Annotated in this window: 22 protein-coding genes, 1 tRNA gene and 1 pseudogene; 9 read left to right on the plus strand and 15 right to left on the minus strand. The window is 57.2% G+C overall.

Annotation, left to right across the window (positions count from 1 at the left end):
- Positions 1-128: 128 nt before the first annotated feature.
- Positions 129-980 (plus strand): 30S ribosomal protein S2, encoded by an 852-nt coding sequence (rpsB, locus tag ACZ1HJ_RS14790; RefSeq protein ID WP_472719422.1) that lies wholly within the window; start codon positions 129-131, stop codon positions 978-980.
- Between the two features lie 74 nt (positions 981-1,054).
- Complete coding sequence (tsf, locus tag ACZ1HJ_RS14795) at positions 1,055-1,927, plus strand: translation elongation factor Ts (protein ID WP_472719423.1); 873 nt, start codon at positions 1,055-1,057, stop codon at positions 1,925-1,927.
- A 127-nt stretch (positions 1,928-2,054) separates the two neighbouring features.
- Here the strand turns inward: tsf and ACZ1HJ_RS14800 are convergent, their stop codons facing one another.
- On the minus strand, positions 2,055-2,855 hold the full coding sequence (locus ACZ1HJ_RS14800) for a HalD/BesD family halogenase (protein ID WP_472719424.1): 801 nt from the start codon (positions 2,853-2,855) through the stop codon (positions 2,055-2,057).
- A 358-nt stretch (positions 2,856-3,213) separates the two neighbouring features.
- Between ACZ1HJ_RS14800 and ACZ1HJ_RS14805 the strand changes: the two genes are divergently transcribed.
- On the plus strand, positions 3,214-4,335 hold the full coding sequence (locus ACZ1HJ_RS14805; protein WP_472719425.1) for a serine/threonine protein kinase: 1,122 nt from the start codon (positions 3,214-3,216) through the stop codon (positions 4,333-4,335).
- Positions 4,336-4,668: 333 nt separating this feature from the next.
- On the opposite strand, the gene ACZ1HJ_RS14810 is transcribed toward ACZ1HJ_RS14805, so the two are convergent.
- Together ACZ1HJ_RS14810 and aroQ are read right to left on the minus strand one after the other, a co-directional pair.
- Complete coding sequence (locus ACZ1HJ_RS14810; protein WP_472719426.1) at positions 4,669-5,424, minus strand: helix-turn-helix transcriptional regulator; 756 nt, start codon at positions 5,422-5,424, stop codon at positions 4,669-4,671.
- A complete protein-coding gene (gene aroQ, locus ACZ1HJ_RS14815; RefSeq protein ID WP_472719427.1) occupies positions 5,421-5,864 on the minus strand; it encodes a type II 3-dehydroquinate dehydratase in 444 nt (147 codons plus the stop codon). Before aroQ ends, ACZ1HJ_RS14810 begins: the two co-directional genes overlap by 4 nt.
- 263 nt (positions 5,865-6,127) lie before the next feature.
- Here aroQ and ACZ1HJ_RS14820 point away from each other — a divergent pair, with 263 nt between their 5' ends.
- Positions 6,128-6,262, plus strand: coding sequence for a hypothetical protein (locus ACZ1HJ_RS14820; protein ID WP_472719428.1), 135 nt, complete (start codon positions 6,128-6,130; stop codon positions 6,260-6,262).
- 91 nt (positions 6,263-6,353) lie between these two features.
- Here the strand turns inward: ACZ1HJ_RS14820 and ACZ1HJ_RS14825 are convergent, their stop codons facing one another.
- Together ACZ1HJ_RS14825 and ACZ1HJ_RS14830 are read right to left on the minus strand one after the other, a co-directional pair.
- Positions 6,354-6,890 (minus strand): OsmC family protein, encoded by a 537-nt coding sequence (locus ACZ1HJ_RS14825; RefSeq protein WP_472719429.1) that lies wholly within the window; start codon positions 6,888-6,890, stop codon positions 6,354-6,356.
- A gap of 10 nt (positions 6,891-6,900) precedes the next feature.
- The gene (locus ACZ1HJ_RS14830; RefSeq protein ID WP_472719430.1) at positions 6,901-7,338 is read right to left on the minus strand and encodes a MarR family winged helix-turn-helix transcriptional regulator; all 438 of its coding nucleotides are present in this window, start codon (positions 7,336-7,338) and stop codon (positions 6,901-6,903) included.
- A gap of 194 nt (positions 7,339-7,532) precedes the next feature.
- On the opposite strand from ACZ1HJ_RS14830, the gene ACZ1HJ_RS14835 reads away from it, so the two are divergent.
- The gene (locus tag ACZ1HJ_RS14835; RefSeq protein ID WP_472719431.1) at positions 7,533-8,522 is read left to right on the plus strand and encodes a D-cysteine desulfhydrase family protein; all 990 of its coding nucleotides are present in this window, start codon (positions 7,533-7,535) and stop codon (positions 8,520-8,522) included.
- Here the strand turns inward: ACZ1HJ_RS14835 and ACZ1HJ_RS14840 are convergent.
- Positions 8,510-9,463 carry a LysR family transcriptional regulator gene (locus ACZ1HJ_RS14840; protein WP_472719432.1) on the minus strand — a complete coding sequence of 318 codons (954 nt, stop codon included), beginning with the start codon at positions 9,461-9,463 and terminating at the stop codon, positions 8,510-8,512. The genes ACZ1HJ_RS14835 and ACZ1HJ_RS14840 overlap by 13 nt on opposite strands.
- Positions 9,464-9,581: 118 nt before the next feature.
- Between ACZ1HJ_RS14840 and ACZ1HJ_RS14845 the strand changes: the two genes are divergently transcribed.
- The 3 genes from ACZ1HJ_RS14845 to ACZ1HJ_RS14855 all read left to right on the plus strand — a co-directional run bounded on the left by ACZ1HJ_RS14845 (position 9,582) and on the right by ACZ1HJ_RS14855 (position 14,149).
- On the plus strand, positions 9,582-10,592 hold the full coding sequence (locus ACZ1HJ_RS14845; protein ID WP_472719433.1) for a TAXI family TRAP transporter solute-binding subunit: 1,011 nt from the start codon (positions 9,582-9,584) through the stop codon (positions 10,590-10,592).
- Positions 10,593-10,671: 79 nt separating this feature from the next.
- A complete protein-coding gene (locus tag ACZ1HJ_RS14850; protein WP_472719434.1) occupies positions 10,672-12,885 on the plus strand; it encodes a TRAP transporter permease in 2,214 nt (737 codons plus the stop codon).
- A complete protein-coding gene (locus ACZ1HJ_RS14855) occupies positions 12,872-14,149 on the plus strand; it encodes an NAD(P)/FAD-dependent oxidoreductase (protein ID WP_472719435.1) in 1,278 nt (425 codons plus the stop codon). Before ACZ1HJ_RS14850 ends, ACZ1HJ_RS14855 begins: the two co-directional genes overlap by 14 nt.
- A gap of 39 nt (positions 14,150-14,188) precedes the next feature.
- Here ACZ1HJ_RS14855 and ACZ1HJ_RS14860 read toward each other — a convergent pair whose 3' ends face one another.
- Complete coding sequence (locus ACZ1HJ_RS14860) at positions 14,189-15,412, minus strand: acyl-CoA dehydrogenase (RefSeq protein ID WP_472719436.1); 1,224 nt, start codon at positions 15,410-15,412, stop codon at positions 14,189-14,191.
- 118 nt (positions 15,413-15,530) lie between these two features.
- On the opposite strand from ACZ1HJ_RS14860, the gene ACZ1HJ_RS14865 reads away from it, so the two are divergent.
- Complete coding sequence (locus ACZ1HJ_RS14865) at positions 15,531-16,436, plus strand: LysR family transcriptional regulator (RefSeq protein ID WP_472719437.1); 906 nt, start codon at positions 15,531-15,533, stop codon at positions 16,434-16,436.
- 48 nt (positions 16,437-16,484) lie between these two features.
- Here ACZ1HJ_RS14865 and ACZ1HJ_RS14870 read toward each other — a convergent pair whose 3' ends face one another.
- The 8 genes and pseudogenes from ACZ1HJ_RS14870 to sufC all read right to left on the minus strand — a co-directional run bounded on the left by ACZ1HJ_RS14870 (position 16,485) and on the right by sufC (position 22,030).
- Positions 16,485-16,928 carry a hypothetical protein gene (locus tag ACZ1HJ_RS14870; RefSeq protein WP_472719438.1) on the minus strand — a complete coding sequence of 148 codons (444 nt, stop codon included), beginning with the start codon at positions 16,926-16,928 and terminating at the stop codon, positions 16,485-16,487.
- A gap of 159 nt (positions 16,929-17,087) precedes the next feature.
- Positions 17,088-17,164 (minus strand) — tRNA-Arg (locus ACZ1HJ_RS14875).
- A gap of 180 nt (positions 17,165-17,344) precedes the next feature.
- Positions 17,345-17,473: a hypothetical protein gene (locus tag ACZ1HJ_RS14880; RefSeq protein WP_306114408.1), complete on the minus strand. Its 129-nt coding sequence runs from the start codon at positions 17,471-17,473 to the stop codon at positions 17,345-17,347.
- Between the two features lie 206 nt (positions 17,474-17,679).
- Positions 17,680-18,901, minus strand: a pseudogene (locus ACZ1HJ_RS14885) (cysteine desulfurase).
- 3 nt (positions 18,902-18,904) lie between these two features.
- The gene (locus ACZ1HJ_RS14890; RefSeq protein WP_472719439.1) at positions 18,905-19,507 is read right to left on the minus strand and encodes a Yip1 family protein; all 603 of its coding nucleotides are present in this window, start codon (positions 19,505-19,507) and stop codon (positions 18,905-18,907) included.
- The gene (locus tag ACZ1HJ_RS14895; protein ID WP_472719440.1) at positions 19,504-19,989 is read right to left on the minus strand and encodes a YIP1 family protein; all 486 of its coding nucleotides are present in this window, start codon (positions 19,987-19,989) and stop codon (positions 19,504-19,506) included. The genes ACZ1HJ_RS14890 and ACZ1HJ_RS14895 overlap by 4 nt, the downstream gene beginning before the upstream one ends.
- Complete coding sequence (gene sufD, locus ACZ1HJ_RS14900; RefSeq protein ID WP_472719441.1) at positions 19,989-21,275, minus strand: Fe-S cluster assembly protein SufD; 1,287 nt, start codon at positions 21,273-21,275, stop codon at positions 19,989-19,991. Before sufD ends, ACZ1HJ_RS14895 begins: the two co-directional genes overlap by 1 nt.
- Complete coding sequence (gene sufC / locus ACZ1HJ_RS14905; RefSeq protein WP_472719442.1) at positions 21,275-22,030, minus strand: Fe-S cluster assembly ATPase SufC; 756 nt, start codon at positions 22,028-22,030, stop codon at positions 21,275-21,277. The genes sufD and sufC overlap by 1 nt, the downstream gene beginning before the upstream one ends.
- Positions 22,031-22,040: the final 10 nt, after the last annotated feature.

Genomic DNA, 22,040 nt, shown 5'->3' on the forward strand with positions numbered 1-22,040 from the left:
TTATCCGCGCCCCATTGAAATCCGCAGGTACGGGCGGGCACGTTGGGGGAGACATCCCCAAATGTCCACCGGTTGAGGCATCCGCCTCTCTTCCCGTGCCGAGGCGAAAACCGGAAAAGGAAAACGACATGGCTCTTCCAGAGTTCACCATGCGTCAGCTGCTTGAAGCTGGCGTTCACTTCGGCCACCAGACGCAGCGTTGGAACCCCCGCATGGGCGAGTTCATCTATGGCGCGCGCAATGGCATCCACATCATGGACCTGACGCAAACCGTTCCGATGCTGGACGCGGCCCTCAATGTTGTGCGCGAAACCGTCGCCAAAGGCGGCCGTATCCTCTTTGTCGGCACCAAGCGTCAGGCCTCCGCGCCGATCGCCGAAGCCGCTGAGAAATGCGCGCAGTATTACATGAACCACCGTTGGCTGGGCGGCACGCTCACCAACTGGCAGACCGTTTCGAAATCGATCCAGCGCCTGAAGCAGATCGACGAAGCGCTCGAAGGTGGTGCCGAAGGTCTGACCAAGAAAGAGCGTCTTGGCATCGAACGTGACCAGGGCAAATTGCAGGCCTCACTGGGCGGCATCCGCGAAATGGGCGGCACACCTGATCTGCTATTCGTCATCGACGTGAAAAAAGAAGCGCTGGCCGTGGCCGAAGCCAACAAACTGGGCATTCCGGTTGTGGCTGTGGTTGACACCAACTGCGCGCCCGACGGGATCGATTACATCATCCCCGGCAATGACGACGCGGCCCGTGCGATCACGCTCTATTGTGACCTCGCGGCACGCGCAGCGCTTGACGGCATGTCGGCACAGATGGGCGCTGCAGGCGTTGATCTTGGTGCGATGGAAGATGCCCCGGTAGAAGAAGTTGCCGCCGAGGCACCAGCCGAAGCACCTGCTGCCGAAGCCACTGCCGAAGAGGCCGCCGCCGAGGAAGCACCGGCGGAAGCGCCCGCCGAAGAAAAAGCCGAAGGTTAAGCCTTCGACATGACCAAGATGGGGGCAGGGCCCGCCCGCCCCCAGACCCAATCGAGAATTTGAGGAGAGCCGACATGGCGATCACAGCTGCAATGGTAAAAGAACTGCGCGATTCCACGGGCGCAGGCATGATGGACGCGAAAAAAGCGCTGACCGAAAACGATGGCGACATGGAAGCCGCCGTTGACTGGCTGCGCACCAAGGGTCTGGCGAAAGCGGCCAAGAAATCCGGCCGTACGGCTGCTGAAGGTCTGGTGGCTGTCAAGGTCGAAGGTGGCCGCGGTGTGGCGGTTGAGGTGAACTCCGAAACCGATTTCGTTGCCAAGAACGCCGAATTCCAGAGCATGGTTGCAGGCGTGGCCGACGCCGCCATTGGCGCGGCGGATGTAGATGCGCTGAAAGCCACTGACATGGGCGGCAAAACGGTTGAAGAAACCATCACCGCCAAGGTTGCCACCATCGGTGAGAACATGTCCCTGCGCCGCATGGCGTCAGTTGAGGGCGACACGGTTGTGTCTTACGTCCACAACGCCGCAGCGGATGGCATGGGCAAAATTGGCGTGGTCGTCGCTCTGAAAGGTGACGAGGCGTTCGGCAAGCAGGTTGCAATGCACATCGCCGCGACAAACCCTGCCGCGCTGAACGAGGCCGAGCTGGACCCGGCCGTTGTCGAAAAAGAAAAGCAAGTTCAGATCGACATCGCCCGCGAATCCGGCAAGCCCGAGCAGGTCATCGAAAAAATGATCGTCGGCCGCATGAAGAAATTCATGTCCGAGGTTACGCTCCTGGGCCAGTCCTTCGTGATGAACCCCGACCTGACGGTCGAAGCCGCCGCCAAAGAAGCCGGTGCCGAAATCCTCGGCTTCGTGCGTCTGGAAGTGGGCGAAGGCATTGAAGTCGAAAAAGAAGACTTCGCCGCAGAGGTCGCGAAAGCGGCACAAGGGTAAGACACACCCAAAAATTCGATATTGATCAAAGGGGCATCCACTTGGGTGCCCTTTTATTATTTCAGTGATTTTGCCTGATTGTTCGGTTTCTGCCCAAACGGATCGTGGCGTCTTGGGCATCTGCTTCTCAAAGCCCGGGCGTCCTTGTACGTCCGTAAAATGCCAACTGCTCTTTGGCAGAAAAAACCACACCCGGACGGTCGAAGTACGAAAATACGGCAACCATCCGTGGCGTTTCGCCCTCGACTGGCGTTACGCGGTGTGGCGTGTCGATACCGCGAAACACATTCAGCGTACCGGGCTTAAGCGTCATCTCGCGCACATCCGGGTCGTCGCCGCGCAACAGCCGCGCAACACCGTCATAGTTCGGGTCGTCGTTCGTTCGCAATCCGGTCCGATACTGGAACACACCTCCTGCAACCGGCGCCTTAAGCAGCAGGGTTGTCGTGAACTCTGAGCGATCAAAATGCCAACCCAATGCGTCACCGTCCCTGTAGGACATGACATTCACCCGGGCGAGGGGATCATCCATTTCATAGAGGTCACCCTTACGCATGATCTGAGCCAGAAATCGCCTTAGCGGGCGCCACGCATAAATGGAGTCGATAGGTGTCGAGCCAATCTGGTCAGCGCACAGTGTCAGATTTTGAGTTTCGAACCGGGTCAGTGCGGGATGATCCGGCGACAAGCCATCCAGCTTATCTTTGAAATAGATGTTGTGCACCCGTTTGTGCTGAAAGCCTTCTGTCTTGGTCAGTGGGGCCAGCGTTTCTGCGGACTGTACCGCGATGGTTGGACGCAAAAATCCCTCCAGATTGCATATGCCATTCCGGTCCAGTTCCAATCTGCATCGGGTAACAAGGGCCGCATACGCCTCTGAATCCGGCAGGTGAAGCGGAAAGGATTCTAAGTCGAGGATGTCTTCCATGCTGTGCGCCGTGCCTTTCAAACCAAATTCTGACGGCTCATGATCTCAGAGGACAAAGCAGACATCTGCTCTGAGCGCGACATGTCATGTCGCACAAGTACCGGACAAGGGCAGCAGTCCAAAGACACAGGCCCACTTCGCCCGCAGAGCGACTGTTAAATGTGTAATGATTGCCAACGATATGCGGAACGCATTGAACTGACTTTCCAACCAATGCTATAGCCCAATTCGGCAATCGGCGATGGCGTCGCCGGGGTGATTGAGCCTCTTGCCGTTTCAGACGTTCCTGCACGCCGGGACTTTCAATCGGGAGATTGAAGGCCCGCCTTCGTCTCCGACACTAGGGGAGGCGCGGGCCATGTCGTGGTCACCGGAAAAAACTGTTGTGAACAGCTGGAACGAATGGGATCCGCTGAAACATGTGATCGTGGGCCGGGCCGATGATTGCCATATCCCGCCGGAAGAACCCGCGCTCGATGCCAAGGTACCCGAAGATAGCGACATGCGCGGCCAGTGGGGCCGCCGCCCGCAAGAGACGATCGACCGCGCCAATGAGCTTTTGGACAATTTCGCCGCGATGCTGGAAAAGCGCGGCGTGCGGGTGGATCGGCCCACGCCGATTGACCACAGCCTGCCCGCCACCACGCCGGATTTCCATACTGAGAGCCAATTTGGCTGCATGCCACCCCGCGATGTTCTTCTGACCGTCGGGTCCGAGATGCTCGAGGCGACGATGTCCTATCGCTGCCGCTGGTTCGAATACCTGAACTACCGCCCGTTGATGCAGCAATATTTCAACGAGGATCCGAATTTCCGCCACGAATGCGCGCCCAAGCCGCGCCTGACGGATGCGGATTACCACCCGGATTATCTCAGCGAAAAGATCGGCGTGGAAAAGCGCCTGAAATGGACTGCCGAGAAGTTTTTTGTCACCACGGAAGAAGAGCCGCTCTTTGATGCGGCGGATGTGCTGCGCTTTGGCCGCGATCTGGTGGTGCAGCACGGGTTCACCACAAACCTCAAGGGCATCGAATGGATCCGGCGGCATTTCCCGGAGCACCGCGTGCATGCGGTCAACTTTCCCGGTGATCCGTATCCCATTCATATCGACGCAACCTTTACACCACTGCGTCCGGGTCTGATTCTGAACAACCCGCAGCGCCGTTTACCGGATGATCAGCGTAAGATGTTCAATGACAATGATTGGGAAATCGTCGATGCGGCGCAACCTGCCCATAACACGCCGCCGCCGCTTTGCTACTCATCCACCTGGCTCAGCATGAATGTGCTGGTGCTCGATCCAAAAACCGTCTGCGTCGAAAAATCCGAAGTCTATCAGGCCGAGCAGATGGACAAGCTTGGCATGGAAGTCGTTGAGGTTGAGCTGCGCGACGCCTATGCATTCGGAGGTGGTTTGCATTGCTGCACGGCAGACGTCTACCGCGAAGGCGGATGCGAGGACTATTTCCCGAATATGTAAGGGTAGGGGGATGGCCCAAAACAGGTGCGGTGTCGCCTTGAGGAGCGACACCGCTGTAGTAGGACTGCACTTAATTGGGGATGAAGCGACAGTCTGAAGAGCGCCGGCCACTGACCTGATCAATAAGACCAGCGACCGACATCCGGTAGAACCGGCAGATCCGAGTGCCCTGATATCACAGAGGTTCCGGACCTGATGTTCCCGGGCCTAAAAGCCACCACTCACGGAACAACACTATATTGCTATTTTAAGTGACGTAACGAAAGTCTGGATTTCCTTACCAATGGATAAAATTTTGTTATTGCAGGAAACAATACGCCTTTATCAGGCACATTATGTATCAAACACGAACATTTGATTCTGAAAAGCCGCCTTTAAAACGGCCTGAGCCGTCGTTTCAACGCTCAAAGCCTCACGCGCAAGGCGCAGGTGCTTTTCTACTGTAGCCGGGGTCAACTCCAGCAACATCGCAATATCCTGGATGGTTTTTCCGTCGCCAACCCACTCCAGAACTTCGCGCTGACGCTTGGTCAAAGACCGGCCGGGTGCGGTATAGGGCAGGGACAGGATGCGCAGATGCGCCATGTTATTCAGCGCAATGATATCTTCGCCATGCTCTTCCCAGATCTGGTCTACTTCTTCCTGGCTCAATCCCGCCCGTGCCGTCAGCGCAATTGCACCCTTCGTGCGCGGCGAAATCGATTTGAAACTGACCGAGTATCCCGCCGTCACCTCATGGGTCTGGTTGAACTCCAGCACCTTGGCTTCCTGTTCGGTGATCGTGCCGGATGTCACCATCATCTTGAGAACTGACCATGAGCATGCGCCATCATGTTCCAGCGCCCACTTGACCATCGGTGCGTGGAAAAAGAGACCATTGCCAATGAAAACATCCGTGTAGGACGTCGCATGATTGGTCAACAATACGAAATCTTCCGGGTCGCCCAATGACGTCGCCGTGCGGTACCGGGTGTAGCCATAGATCAGCCGGTCAAACCCATAGCTGGCCATGCTCTTAGTGTGCAAATCCCAGAGCTCTTCAATGCTTGGTGTGTTGAGCAAACGGTTAATCTGCGTTGTTGGGATCATTTGGAAGCCTCCAGATGATCATGCAACGCTTCGATCGCCATTGGGTAACCGGCCGCGCCGAACCCGCAGATCAATCCAATTGCCACGGCGCTGATATAGGAATGGCGTCTGAATTCTTCGCGGGCATGAATGTTCGACAAATGCAGTTCAACAACCGGCAGATCAATAGAACTGATCGCGTCGCGCAACGCCACGGACGTGTGCGTGTAAGCACCGGCATTCAGGATGATGCCGTCATGTGTGCCTTGCGCGCCGTGAATGAGATCGAGCAGGGCGCCTTCGTCATTGCTCTGATGAAACGCCAATCCGATGCCAAGCGCGTCTGCCTTGGCCTGGCTCATCTTTTCGATATCTGCCAGCGTCGTGCTGCCATAGACTTCAGGTTGCCGCTGTCCCAGCAGATTGAGATTTGGTCCGTTCAGAACAAGGATTGACGTCATAGTATTTTTTCCTTCGCTCGCCTTATTAGACTGTAAACCGCAATACTGTCGAGCACAGGCGCGCCCAGTTGTTGAACTTCGCCTGTTTTTTTCAGTCCACAGGCGCATGGCGCTGCTGTACAAGTGAGAGGAGAGATCGGTACGAGGCTGGGCGGAACTTCAAGTAAAGCCGATACACATATGTTTTAAAACGATTTAAATGGGTATTTGTAGCAGATAGCATTTCTCTATAGTTAACATAATACTGATTATGCGCCTAATGGATGCAATTTGGACAAGATACTGCCGATGCCGCACATATTGCCCCGCCGGGCTTTGGCGAGCATCTGCCGCGTTTGAGACGCGCGGTCGAAGCAACCAGTTACTGCGTGCCGCGCTTTCACATTTCCAACAAGTAGCTCGGTGATACGACGCTGGTGACGTGACCACGCGTGTCAACGTGGTCACTCACACCTTATCCGCCGCCCTATTGCGCGGCTGCGGCGAGTGTCACACGAGTTCGACGTGGCCGGACACGGGCGTCATGTTCTTGATGTTGTCAAACATTGGCGAGCCCAGTTCCGCCGCCTTCTTGATCTCTTCGAGGGTTTGCGACGATGCATCGGTGCTGACCTTGATGTCATAGGTCAGTTCTCCAAAACCTGGCCGAACAGCGTCATCAATCGCCAAATACCCCCGCAGATCAAATGGTGCATTCACGGTGATCTCAAGGTCCGAAAAATCCACACCGCGTAAATTCGCATGGGTGACCCACCCTATCGTCAGGCATGATCCCAATGCCGCCAGAAGCAATTCCATCGGATCGATGTTTTCATCCTTGCCGCCAAGCGGCGTCGGTTCGTCGGTCTTGATCGTGAAACTCCGCGCCGTGGTTGTTGCCTGCGCACCGCCGAGCCATTTGGTGGTACTGGAAAAACTGCCACTGGCTTCCTCGGGGTTCTTCTCCAGATGCGCTTTGGTGTTTTTCATCGTCTCGATATCGAGCGTAGTGCAGCTTGGCAATGTGTCGGTCATGGTATCAGTCATGTCTTGCTCCCTATTCGTTTTTGTTAGCGCGACCACCTGACAACTGGCTCAAAAGCCCGCGGATCACGCTGGCTTCGCCTGGGGCCAGCCCGGCAATAAGTTCGTCGCAAAGAGCGACCTGCTCACCTTCGATCTTTTTGATCAGACGGTCTGCCGCGCGTGTCGCGGTCAGCATGACAACACGTCTGTTCGTTTCTGGTCTCTCGCGTCGTATCAGGCCGCGCGACAATAATTTGTCAGCCAGATTTGTGGCGCTGGATTGGGGAAGCCCCACACTCTGCGCCAAGTCACTCATACGAACCGGTGAAGCGCGAACGATGTAGCGCAAAGCCGACACCTCGGCCGGCGCCACGGGCGGTGTAAGGGATTGCGCGTGGGTCTTTTCAACCTGCGCCATACGATCCGCCAAGGTCAGAATAAGCGTTTGAAGATCTTCTCCGCCAATCATCGCTCTCAAATACTTCCATTTTCGAAGTATTCGAACTTAGAGTAATGTACCCCTTCCGTCAAGCACGCCGTTTTGGGCGCATGAACGCCTGTTGCTTGCGCCTTGCCGGTGGATTTCGTCACTGGGCGGAAATCACTCCCCTGCCCTTGGCCTTTAACGGTTGCATCGCCGCCAGTGCCGCATAGACTTCGTACATGCATCCCCGTCTCGACATTGTGGGCTCCCCTACCCCGCTCACCAAGGCCCCAAGGCTTTCTGACGCGTTGGACATCGATCTCTACATCAAACGCGACGACATGGCCGGTCCTACCTTTGGCGGCAATAAATCCCGGCAGTTGGAATATTACTTCGGCGCGGCACTGGCCGAAAACGCCGATACAATTCTGATCACAGGCGCGGTTCAATCTAACTTTGTGCGGCTTGCCGCCTCGGTCGCCCGATCGCAAGGCATGCGGGCTGTGGTGCAATTGGAAGACCGCGTCAAACACGCGCCTGGCGCATATCAGTCGTCCGGAAATGTGCTGCTCTCGCGTCTTCTGGGGGCCGAAATTATCACCTACCACAACGGTGAAGATGAAACCGGTGCAGATGCCGCGCTGCAGGACCGGGCAGAGGCGTTACGTATCGAAGGACGCCGGCCCTATGTCATCCCATTGTCCGAGGATCACCCCCCGCTTGGTGCCTTGGGATATGTCGATGCGGGCCACGAGATCATGAGCCAGGATGCGGGTTTTGACGTGGTCGTCGTGGCCTCCGGGAGCGGTGCGACACATGCGGGATTACTGGCGGGTTTGCGTGGCGCCGGATCATCCGCGACCGTCATCGGGAGCTGCGTGCGGCGTGGCCGCAATCTGCAATCCCAACGGATCGCCCGGATCACGAAACGGCTCGAGGGGCTCTCGCAAGACGCTCACCGCGTAACACCAAGCGATATCGTCACCTGGGACGGCGCTTTGGCGCCGGGATACGGGCAGATTGGGCAACCGGCCATTGATGCGATGACGCTGATGGCGCGCACCGAGGGTCTGATCCTTGATCCAGTCTACACTGCTAAGAGCTTTGCCGCGATCCCTGCCCTTGTGGCATCCGGTGAAATCCCGCGCGGCAGTCGTGTTTGTTTTGTGCATACCGGCGGACTGGCGGCGCTTTTTGCCTACGAGGATAATGTCACTCAGCTGTTATGAGTGCCCTCAACCGCCGGGCGCGCGCCGACCTCTTCCAATAGCCGCAAAACCTCCTGCGTCCACGCCTTGCGCACGCGCGTCGCGATGATCGATTCCGGCCGATGACGCGGTGACATGATCGCGTAGCGATAGCGCACCGGGTGGGTCAGTGGCCGGATGGCGATGGTGTCCGACATGAACCCCGCCGCATTGACATGCACAACGGTAAGCGGGTCGACAATGGCACAGCACTGACCGGCCATGACGAACTGCAGAATGGGAAGAAAGGTCTGGCTCTCGACCCGGCCAGAAAAGGTCAATCCGCGTGATTGAAACAGGGATGTAATCTCGCGTTGATGCGCATGGGTCGATTGCAATCCGCCCATCGGCGCCCCGTCGAGGTCCTTCAGTTCAATCTCGGATTTTGACGCAAGCGGATGCGCCACCGGAAGTGCAACGAAACTGTCGCCAGACACGATCTGAGCCTGATAAAGCCCGGCAGTTTCGAGCGTATCGGGGATGTCGGCAAACCCGAAATCGATGCTTTGTGCGCGGGCCAGTTCGGCGATCTGATTGGAACTCCGCGCCAGCATCGAAATCTTGATGTCCTGCGCCCCACCAATTTGCTCGGCCACAAACTTCGGGAACAGCATCGATACCGGCCCGGGCATGGCCGCAACGGCAAGACTGCCTGATTGGCCATCCACCAACAAGCGCATGGTCTGCCGCACCCGCGACACCTGGCTCAGGATCGCACTGGCTTCGGCCAACAGATATTGCGCCTCGGGAACCGGCACCAGTTTTCGGCCCTTACGCTCGAACAACTGAAGACCAAGCTGATCTTCCAAGGACTTGATGGCCGCGCTGACGGCCGGTTGGGTGCGCCCCAGTTTGGTCGCCGCCTCTGTCAGGGATCCCGACGTCATGACCGCATTGAAGGCTGAAATCTGCGAAATGTTCATGTCTCAATCATAAACAAACTTGATGGATATGAAAGATATTCAAATTTGTATTTATTCTTGGGCGGCGTAAGCTTGCTCTCACGACTCATGTAGAAGTCAAATAAACAGGGAGACACTCATGACGCTAATCTCGAAACTATCGGGTCTGGCAGTTGCCGCGACACTGATCGCTGGCACGGCTGCCGCGCAGGATCCGACTTTCTTCCGTATCGGCACCGGTAGCGCCGGTGGTACGTATTTCCCCATTGGCGGTACTATTGCCAACGGTATTTCCGCGCCTCCCGGATCGCGCCCCTGCGACGAAGGCGGACAATGCGGCGTGCCTGGCCTGATCGCCATTGCTCAATCGACCACAGCCTCGGTCTTCAACAACACTGCCGTCCAAAACGGTGAGCTGGAAGCCGGCATGGCCGCGGCGGATGTCACCCGTTCGATGTATCTGGGCGAAGGCAAATTTGATGGCAAACCGCATGAAAAACTGCGGATCATCGCCAATCTCTACCCCGAAGACCTGCATCTGGTCATGCCCAAGGGCAGCTCGATCAGCACGCTTGCCGATCTGGCCGAAAAACGCGTGGGGATCGCACAGGCCGGTTCGGGCACGCAAGTCGCTGTTGAGCAAATGCTGGGCGCCTGGGGTGTGACCCGCGACAACATGGATGAGGCAGAACTCAACAACAGCCAATCCGCCGAACGTCTCGCGGATGGTCAGCTTGACGCCTATTTCTACGCTGCGGGCTGGCCGGTCTCCGCCATGGTCCAACTGGCAACCACAAAAGGCATGGAGCTGCACAGCTTCTCTGATGAGGATCTGGCCAAGATCAACGAGATCATCCCCGCCTACATCCCGTCGAAAATACCGGCGGGCGTATATGAAGGTGTGGATTACGAGGTCAAAACACCTGCCGTCTCTGCGCTGTTGGTTGTCTCGTCCGATCTGAGCGAAGAGCTGGTGTACGGCATCACCGCTGCGATCTGGAACGATAACACGCGTAAACTGCTGGATAATGGCCATGCCAAGGGCAAGCAGATCACGCCTGATACAGCACTTGATGGCATCGCAGCTCTGGGTGTGCCGCTGCACGCGGGCGCTGAGAAGTTCTACAAAGAAGCGGGCCTTTTGGAGTAAGGCCCCTCTCCCGGGCGGCAAATTTTCCTGAGTTTGCCGCCCCACTTTTCCTCAAGTCATTCCTTTATGGGGGCGCATCATGAGCGATCCGCAGACAGAAGACGTGCGCGAGCTTACGGACGAAGAGCTTGCCGCGATTGAAGAGAAATACGACGAAGGCGCCGCCACACGGTCCGTGACGCCCGGCTTCGGCAAAATTCTCCGATATGTTGCGCTCACTTTTGCGGTCTATCACTACCTGACCGCGGGTTTCGCCCTGCCCCCGGATTACTGGCACATGGGCTGGCACCTGTCGGGCCTCTTCATCCTGACCTATGCGTTTTATCCGCTGGCCAAAACCAAGACCTCTTTTGACCTCAACACCGGCGCATTGCGTCTGGGCGGAGTGCCATATCTCGATATCTTGCTGATGATCCTTGGCGTGGCATCTGCACTCTATCTGGGTCTTGCATGGCGCGGCATTGAATGGCTCGGCATTGAGGAACAAACCTTCCGCATGGGCAATCCCAACGGGTATGACCTCATTTTCGGATGTATTCTGATCGTGCTGGTCCTCGACATTGCCCGGCGAACACTGGGCTGGGTCTTGCCGCTGATCATCAGTATTTTCATCTCCTACGCCCTGCTCGGCCCGTATTTTCCGGGCCTGCTCCAGCACCCAGGTGTCAAATTCAACACCTTCGTATCGTCGATGTATTTCCCGCAGGAGGGCATATTTGGTGTCACACTCTGGGTCGTCTCGACGATCGTGTTTCACTTCGTCCTGTTCGGCGTCATCGCGCAACGCACCGGCTTGGGGCAGCTCTTCATCGACAATGCCACGATCCTCGCCGGGCGCTACACCGGCGGCCCGGCAAAGGTTTCGGTTGTGTCATCCGCCTTCTTCGGCACGATATCCGGCTCATCCGTGGCCAACACCGTATCCACCGGCGCTCTGACGATCCCTAATATGAAACGCCTGGGATATCCCGGTCATTTCGCTGGCGGGGTCGAGGCGGCCGCGTCCGCCGGGGGGCAAATCACGCCACCAATCATGGGGGCTGCGGCCTTCATCATGGCCGAATTCCTGGAGCTTCCCTACACCACAATCGTGATCGCCGCGATTTTCCCGGCGCTGCTGCATTATGTGGGCGTCTTTACGGTGGTTCACCTAATGGCGCGCAAGCTCGGACTGAAGGGCCTGGCCAAGGACGCCCTGCCCCGGCTCAGCGCCGTCTGGCGGGATGGCTGGGCCAATATCGTGCCGCTGGTCGGCCTGCTCGTCGTGCTTTTCTCGGGCTACACGCCCTACATGTCCGCCTTTTGCGGGATTTCATTGGCCCTGATCGCCGGGATGAGCCGCCTGCGCGAACCCGTCACACTCATCTACGCCGCGGCCTTCATTGCATTTGTCCTGTGGAAGTATTCTGGTGACGGGTTTGACCTGAGCATGTCGATCATCCTGATCGCCGGCGCGGCCATCGCCACCCTGAACCCACAACGGCGCGTCTTGATCCCCGAAATGGCCGATACGTTCGAAACCGGCGTCAAATACGCGCTTGCGGTCGGTGCTGCTTCGGCGGCCGTGGGCATCGTGATCGGCGTGATCAATACCACCGGCGTTGGATTTCGCATCGGCTTCATGGTCACGCAAGCGGCGTCCAACCTCGGCTCAGATCTGGCATGGATGTTCCAGTTTGGCGCCTATGAGCTGTTTTCGGTCGAAGACCTGACCCTGTTCATCAGCCTCGTTTTCATCGCGCTGGCCTGCATCCTGATGGGCGCTGGCGTGCCCACAACGGCCCTCTACATCATGCTGGTCTCGGTTGCGCAACCCGCTCTGGCACAACTTGGCATCCCGCCAATCGCCAGCCATATGTTCGTGCTCTACTACGGTGTTGTCGCCGAGATTACGCCGCCGGTCTGCACCTCGGCCTATGCCGCCGCTGCCATTGCCAATTCCAATCCGTTCCGCACCGGGATATCCGCATTCACTCTGGGTCTGGGCAAGGTCGTGGCACCCATGGCATTTGTCTACGCACCGGTGTTGCTGTTTGTCTCCTCAACCGGATTTGACCTCTGGGAATTCAGCTACACGGCCGCCAGCTGTATCGCCGGTGTGATTGCGCTATCCGCCGCCGTGGTCGGCTATTGGTTGGCCCCAATGGGTGCCGTGTTCCGCATCCTGATGGCCATAGCAGGCATCGTGTTCATTGCACCGTCACTTTCGGCCGATCTTGCAGCGCTTGTCATCGCATCCCCGGCCATAATCACGCAGATCATCGCGCGACGGAGCCACCGTGCCCCCGCCTGACCGGCCCGAGACAGCCCCGCCCCCTGACCAATACCCGGTGACGCTTCTGGGTGCTGGCATCGTGGGCATCTGCACCGCCCTTTCTCTGGCGGAGCGTGGCATAAAGGTGCGCGTCCTTGATAGGGGCGCACCCGGTCAGGAAACTTCATTCGGGAATGCCGGGGTTATCTCGCCCTGGTCCTGTATCCCGCAATCCCTGCCCGGCACCTGGCGAAAAATTCCCAAGCTCATGTTTGGCCGTGGCAGGCCCCTGTCCATTAATCCACGCAGCGCGTTGAAAATGTTGCCATGGGGGCTGCGGTTTTTGGCGCAGGGCACCGAAGCCAATACCCGCGCAAACGCTGACGCGATGGAGTTCCTGACCGGAAACTCCATTGAGCTCTACCGGCGCCACTTGCAGGGCACGGACCACGAGAACCTCCTGCAAGACAGCATGTATGTGCACGCGTTCCGGGATGGCAGCCGCGCAACCCTACGCGACCTCGACTACCGCATTCGCGCCGAAAAAGGCGCCGATATGGAACTGATCGGTCGCGATCGGTTGGCGCAGGTTGAACCCGCTTTGAGTGCTGATTTCCAGGCGGCCATCCTGATCAAGGGCCAGTCGCGTGTATTGTCACCCGGAAAGGTCGGTCAGGTTCTGGCGGACAAGGCCAGAGGTATGGGCGTCGTCTTTCTGAACGATGACGTCAAAGCCCTGCAACGCGACGGCGATCGGTGGCGGATCATTGGCCAACATCAAAATTACCACGCGCTGCGTATCATCATCTCGATGGGCGTGTGGAGCGCCGGGGTATTGAAACCCTTGGGCGTCAAACTGCCCCTCATGGCGGAACGCGGGTATCATATTGAATGCCCCGAGCCCGGCATCACGCTCAATAATTCTGTGATGGATATTGATGCCAAGGTGGTCGCAAGTTCGATGCTGGGCGGTGTGCGCGTCGCCGGTCAGGCAGAATTCGCGCCCGTCGACGCCCCGCCCAACACGCGCCGACACGATCAATTGACCCGTGTCGCCGTTGCCGCGTTTCCAGATTTGCAAACAACAAACGCGCGGTTCTGGATGGGGCGCCGCCCGTCCTTCCCGGACAGCCTGCCCGTCCTGGGCAGCGTGCCCGAGATGGAAGGGCTTTACCTCAATTTCGGGCACTCGCATTACGGGCTGATGATGGCCCCTAAATCCGGTGAAATCCTGGCGGAGATTTTATCCGGCGCGCGCCCCAACAGAGATATCAGCGCGTATTCCCTCGCGCGCTTCGCTTAAGCAGCGCACCGGCGCCTTGTGTGAAATAAACCGCAGGCGTCAGAAAAACGCCTGCAATCCCGTCTGGGCACGTCCCAAAATCAATGCGTGCACATCATGCGTCCCTTCATAGGTATTCACCGTTTCAAGGTTCATCATGTGGCGAACCACGTGGAATTCTTCAGAAATGCCGTTGCCACCATGCATGTCGCGCGCATGCCGGGCAATTTCCAGCGCTTTGCCGCAATTGTTGCGCTTGATCAGGGAGATCATTTCAGGTGCTGCATTGGCCTGATCCATCAAACGCCCCACCCGCAACGCCGCCTGTAAACCCAGTGTAATTTCCGTCTGCATATTCGCGAGCTTGAGCTGAAAAAGCTGTGTCTGCGCCAATGGGCGTTTGAACTGGTGCCGGTCCAGCCCGTATTGCCGCGACGCATGCCAGCAAAACTCAGCGGACCCCATAACGCCCCAACCGATGCCATACCGCGCACGGTTCAGGCAGCCAAACGGCCCCTTGAGGCCCTGAACGTTGGGGAGAAGCGCATCTTCGGACACCTCAACGCCGTCCATGACGATTTCGCCCGTGACAGAGGCCCGCAACGATTGTTTGCCCGCAATTTTCGGTGCACTCAGGCCCTTCATGCCCTTGTCCATTACAAATCCCCGGATTTTGCCGTCATGGGCATCAGATTTGGCCCAAACCACAAACACATCCGCGATCGGACTATTGGAAATCCACATTTTTGAGCCGGTCAAACGATAGCCGCCATCGATCTTTTCGGCGCGGGTCTTCATCCCCGCCGGGTCGCTACCGGCGTCCGGTTCGGTCAGTCCGAAACAGCCAATCATTTCACCGCTGGCCAGTTTTGGCAGGTATTTCTGGCGCTGTTCTTCGGTGCCATAGGCATAGATCGGGTACATCACCAGGCTCGATTGCACAGACATCATCGACCGGTAACCGCTATCAACCCGCTCCACTTCGCGCGCGACGAGGCCGTAGCTGACATAACTTGCGCCCAAACCACCGTATTCCTCAGGGATCGTTGTCCCCAACAGTCCCATCTCTCCCATTTCGCGGAAAATCTCCGGATCGGTTTGCTCATTGGCATAAGCCTTGGTGACCCGCGGTTGCAGTTTTTCCTGCGCATAAGACCGCGCGCTTTCCGCGATCATGCGCTCGTCTTCTTCCAGCTGATCGTTCAGGCGAAACGGGTCCTGCCAATCAAATCCTGCAAGGTCAGGGGCATCTTTGGCTTTGAGGCGGGGGGCATCAAGTGTCATTCTACAATCCTTCACATGAGGTTTTTGCAATGAAACGGAAATTCTCTTGCGAAAATACCGCTATATGCGCCACAAGAACAGCGCGATTTCCGCAATCACTCATGAGTTTTATGCAAGCATGGCTGTTTCAAGGCGATTTCTTCCTTCCATCGCGTCACTGCGCGCCATCGAGGCGTTGGACAGATTGGGCAGCGCAACCGCCGCCGCGGATGAGTTGGCCCTCAGCCAAAGTGCGGTCAGCCGTCAATTGCAAACGCTGGAGGATCAACTGGGCCTGCGCCTGATCCTGCGCCAGGGCCGCGGCATGGTTTTGACCCCTGCTGCCCGAGATTACGCCACGACCATTCGTGCCGCCTTGCAACAGATCACTCAGGCTTCGATCAAACTGACCGTCAATCCCACGGGCGGCGCGATTGATCTGGCAATTCTACCAACGTTCGGCATGCGCTGGCTGGTCCCGCGGTTGGCAGACTTTGCGCGTCAGTTCCCAGAGGTCACAATCAATCTGTCAACGCGCCTGAAACCATTTAACTTCGGGACGGAACCCTTTGATGCGGCGCTGCATTTTGGCAATCCGGATTGGGCGGGTACCGGCCACCTGCGGCTGAAAACCGAACGCGTGATTGCCGTGTGTGCCCCTGCTCTGCGCCCTCAGGCGCTGACATCCCCACGCGATGTTCTGGCACTGCCGCTTCTGCACATTGAAACGCGCCCCGATGCCTGGCGCGATTGGTTCATACACAATGGTGTGGAAACGCCAGCTCTCAGTGGCACAATGCATGATCAATTCTCGACCATCACCCAAGCGGCGCTACACGGGTTGGGTGTGGCGTTGCTGCCGGATTATCTCGTTGAACAGGACCTCGCCACCGGAAAGCTCGTGCCGGTCTGGGGCGGCGCAACCGAAGCCTCGGGTGCGTATTATTTGGTCTGGCCGCAGGAGAAATCCGACGACCCCGCCCTTGCAACCTTCCGAAACTGGCTTGGCGATCAAAGCGAAGACGAAGATCCATTGCCAAGGTAGGGATCATACGTTGCCCTTTGGTCAGCTGTGAAATGAAAACCTGAACGCTTATTGCGTGACGCTGGAACGGTTGGTCATCCGCAGGGCGATCAACGCCGATTGGATGCCATTAAGCATCCCACTTGGCGTGAACGGGCCGTAGACGTTTGGACCCACGACAAACGTCACGTCGACAGCATTGCCCGGTTGTTCATTAAACTCAAACTCGAAATGATCCGTCTGATGTTTCAGCGTATCGGTCAATTGCTGGCGCAGTCTTTCGGGCGTCAAGGCACCCTGCCAATCCCGCCCCCACGCAACGGTTACGTCAATACTTGCAAATGCTTCACCGCCGTTTGAATTATCAATTATAGCCGCGGTTTTACTGGTCAACGCCAGCGGTTGCACATGCGGGGCGCCGTAATAGATGGTCAGCACATGAAGCGTGACCGCCGGCGCGGCAAGCCCGAAAATGACCAGAATTACCCGTATGAAAGTGGCCCGGTTTTCCATCCAAACCCCTGCATTGTTTCATCAACGCAGCACGGTCGCATCATTTGTCTGAAATTTCGTTAAAATGGCTGGGGCGTTACACATCCCGGGCACCATCCACGCCAACTCAATGCAGCCCTGCCCCGGCAGACGTCACAAAAACCTGAATTGAAAGGAATTTGGCGCACCTGAGAGGATTCGAACCTCTGGCCTCTGCCTTCGGAGGGCAGCGCTCTATCCAGCTGAGCTACAGGTGCCTTACCGCGCGGTATAGGGCAAAGCCTGCCGCGCCTCAAATGGAAAATACGCCCGCATTTTGCGGCCGCACATGCACCAGGTTTCCAAGAAAATCTTACCCCACCCTCACAACAAAAAGCCCGGGTACACGAAACGCATACCCAGGCTTAATTGTGATTCTGTAGGAACTAGGTCTTCGCTTAGACCGGGTTGCCGTACTTGTCGTAAACCGGCTCTGGCTCAACCATTGGTGCTGGCTCTTCTTGCTGCGCGCAGGCAGTCAAAAATGCACCAAGGGCAATCACTGTCATGATGTTGAAGAGTTTCATATTTTTCTCCGTTGATTGGCAACACCTGCACTCTAACAACACCTTTGACCAATTGTCGAGATCCTAGTTGTGCAAACCGGCAAAGCTGTGCCGGGATTGCAACGCATGGTGTAAAACGCTGCAATGTCGGTTTTCGCGGAATATGTAAGCTATTGATTTAATGTACTTTAACTTGTGGGGCCGAAAGCGCGAATTCCGGCCAATATTTAGGCAAAAAGCTCGTGCGCCAGTTCCAGAGCCTCGATTAGCACATCCACCTCTGCTTCGGTGTTGTACATACCGAACGATGCACGACATGTTGCGGTCACGCCCATATGGTCCATCAACGGCCCCGCGCAATGGTGCCCTGCCCGCACAGCCACACCCTTTTTGTCCAAAATCGTGGAGATATCATGGGCGTGGGCGGCACCGTCCAGCGTAAAGGAAAAGATCGCGGCCTTGTCGGCTGTTGTGCCTTGCAGGTTCAGCCAGTTCAGACCCGTCAGACGCTGTGAGGCATACGCCGCCAGTGCGTCCTCATACGCGGCAATCTCCTGCATCCCGATATCCATCATATAGTCCAGCGCGACGCCAAACCCGATGGTCTGCACAATACCTGGTGTACCGGCTTCAAACTTCATCGGCGCAGAATTGTAGCTTATCGCGTCCTTGCGAACTTCGCGGATCATATCCCCGCCACCCATGAACGGACGCATCTCCGCCAGCCGTTCCTTGCGCACGTAAATCGCACCGGATCCGGAGGGCCCGTACAATTTGTGCCCGGTAACAGCGTAGAAATCACATCCCAGATCTTCGACATTCACCGGCATATGCACCGCACCTTGCGAGCCATCCACCAAAACCGGCACACCATGGGCGCGGGCCGCCTCGCAAATGGCCTTCACGTCGACCTTGGTGCCCAACACATTGGACAGATGCGTGATCGCGATCAGCTTGGTTTTGGGCGTGATGGCATCGATAACCTTTTCCGGGTCAAGCGCACCGGTCGAGATCCACATCCACCCATTTCAGTTCCACACCCTGACGCTCCCGCAGAAAATGCCAGGGAACGATATTGGCATGATGCTCCATCACGCTCAGGATAATTTCATCCCCCGCTTCCATCCGCGGCATGGCCCATCCATAGGCAACCATATTGATGCCCTCCGTGGTGCCGGAATTCAGAACGATCTGGTCTTCGTCATCCGTGCCCAGAAACCGCGCAACAGTGCCGCGCACAGATTCGTATTTCTCGGTCGCGATATTCGACAGGGTGTGCAGGCCCCGGTGCACATTGGCGTATTCATGGGTGTAGGCGTGCGTCACGGCATCAATCACCACCTGCGGCTTTTGCGCCGATGCGCCGCTGTCCAGATAGACCAGTGGTTTGCCATTCACTTCGCGGCTCAGAATAGGGAAATCCGCCCGGATTTTTTCGACGTCCAACATATCTCAGGACACTCCGACAAAGGGGGACATCACCGCCCCGAAAACGACCGACAGGCCAAATGGAACAACGAAAAAGGTCAATAGAAACACAGCAATTGCTTTACCAAGGCTTTGCAAATCATGGGCAACATCAATCACCGAAACCATCGCCCACACGCCCCAGAGAACAACCATCACAAGTGCCACGGCCGAGATCATCGGCAGCAATATAGCGATAAAAGTGAAACCTAACATCAACGCGATGACGGCGGATTGCAGCAGCACGATCACCGACAAGACATCCCGCACCTCCCCTGTCCCGCCAAAGGACCGACCGGCCCAGAACAAGACAAAGATGGTCAAGACCGCATTGCCGAGATTAACCAGCGCAAACGCAATCGGTGAGGTGTAAAACAGCATGGACCGTATCAGCTCGCCCGAGGCATCATCGGGGACGGGTATGAACTGCACCATCGCCGAGACGATCGCCGACGTGGTGATCGAGATCAGTGCCAATGCCATCCACAGGATTTGCGTCGACAAGTTAAGTGCGATGAACGCACGGGCGCCCTCACGCGGTCGGGTCAATGTCGTGAGCAAAAGCTCCTTGAATGCCAGATTGCTCATGCCACGCCCCATTCTGCTTCGCGCCAGTTCATGATCCAGAACCAGCCAAAGATCACAACCCATAGAACGCCGATGGCCTGCAATTCCAGACCGGGGCCAATAAACCCTGCGGTCAGGCCGTGCAACAGAACCAATGGGCTTGCGGCAAGGAAGGACCAAAACAGCGCCATGCGCGCGCCAAAGCCCGTGCCCTGCCCGCCGATTGCGCGCGCGATCCAGTGGCTGACCATCGCAAGAGTGTAAAGAAGAAGCGGCGCGATAAAGACCCACGCCATCAACGTGCCGCCCAACATCGGGTTCAGCTCTTGCCCGGTCAGATGCGCTTCACGGGCCAAACGTGGCCACTGTCCAACAAAGACAATCACGCATCCTGCCATCAGAATGGCCAATGCCCTGTCTTCACGCGGTCCCATCTCCAACAGACGGCGCATGACCCGGCGCGGCCCGCGATACGTGGCCACGATATCAGAGGCGACAGGCATCAGCCCCGTCTGCGTTCCAGCCAGCCTTCCAGCTGGCCCACGATTTCTGCACGCAAGTCCTCGTCTTCCACTTCCTCGACTGCTTCGGCCAGAAACGCCAGCGTCAGCAGATCGGTCGCAATCGGTTTGGGCACCCCGCGCGCCCGCAGATAAAAGAGCCCGTCTTCGTCAATCGCACCACTCGTTGAGCCGTGCGAGCACACGACATCATCGGCGTAAATCTCAAGCTCGGGCTTGGCAAGGAACTGACTATCCTCATCGAGCAAAAGCGATTGGCTGATCTGATACCCATCGGTTTTCTGCGCGCCTTCCTTCACAAGAATTTTGCCCTGAAAAACGCCCGTGGCCCCATTACGCAGCACCTTTTTGAACACCTGACGGCTTTCGCAGCGCTCAGCATCATGGGTGATGAAAACAGTATCGTCATGGTGAAAATCACCGTCACCCATGGCCGCGCCAGCCACATGCGCCACGGCATCATCCCCGGTCAATTCGAGCACGCATTCATTGCGCGTCAAAACGCCATTGGCCGTCATGGTGAACGACTTAAAAGTGCTTTTCGTCCCAAGGCGCGCGAACATATGCGTTGCGGCCCGGCGCTCTTGGTCACGACCTTGCGTGCGCACATGGTGGAACCCAGCATCATCCGCAATCTCGACTTCCATCACTTTGTTGAAGCGTGCCGCTGCCGGCCCGTTTTCCATCACGGTGATGTCCGCACCCTGCTCCAGCTTGATAACGTGGTGCAATGTCGCGTCTGAAGTCGTTGATTTATGGATATAAATCAGGTTCACAGGTTTACTGACCTGTCCCGTGACATGCATCATGATGCCATCGGTGGCCTGCGCCGTGTTCAGCGCTGCCAGCGGGCGTTCGACCGGCGACTGACCGTTGGCCTCCAGCACGCCATAAACATCTTTTGCCCAGTGAATATCGGCCTGTGTGGCATCGGCGAGGCGTTCAATCGTGACCCCTTCCAAAGACAGATCATCGCTGGCATCTGCATCGAATACACCATCCACAAAGACAATTTTCAGCCGGTCGACTGTATCGAACATCGGCGCGTCATCTTCATGATAAAGTGCCGCTTCCGGAGCATCGGCCTGAACAAGCGTATCTGGCCGAGTGAATTTCCAATACTCATCGCGCCGCGTCGGCAAGCCCATGGACCGCACCCGCGCCATCGCCGCGTCGCGCGCCGTATTGGCCCACGCCGCACCGTCGGGCCGTGGCATAGCTGCCAAACGCGCCTCAGTCACGTCCATTTTTGTCTCGGGCAAGGCCATTACGCCACCTCCGACAGGATGTCTGCATAGCCGTTGTTTTCGACCTCAAGCGCCAGTTCCGGACCGCCGGTTTTCACAATCCGTCCATTGGCCATGATGTGCACAACGTCCGGTTTGATATGGTCCAGCAGGCGCTGGTAATGGGTGATCACGAGGAACCCACGCCCTTCATTACGCAGGGCGTTCACCCCTTCGGCCACCAGCTTCATCGCATCCACATCAAGGCCCGAATCCGTTTCATCCAGGATGCACATTTTGGGTTCCAGAACGGCCATCTGCAGGATTTCGTTACGTTTTTTCTCGCCGCCGGAGAAGCCCACATTGACCGGACGCTTCAGCATATCGGCATCAATCTTCAGGTCCTTGGCCTTGGCACGGACCATTTTGAGGAAATCAGCGGCGCTCATCTCCTCTTCGCCGCGCGCCTTGCGCTGTGCATTCACTGCTGTGCGCAGGAATGTCATGTTGCCAACGCCGGGGATTTCGACCGGGTATTGGAACGCCAGGAAAAGACCCGCGGCGGCACGCTCTTCGGGCTCCATCTCCAACAGGTCTTCGCCTTCCAGTACCGCAGCCCCCTTGGTGACCTCATAGCCGTCGCGGCCCGACAACACGTAAGACAGAGTCGATTTGCCCGAGCCATTCGGCCCCATGATTGCATGCACCTTACCTGCTTCAACACTGAGGTTCACACCCTTCAGGATTGTCTTGGTTTCCTCTTCAAGATCGACGTGCAGATCTTTGATTTCCAACATGTATTCGTTC

It is taken from the genome of Roseovarius sp. JB2-10 (genome assembly GCF_055693585.1).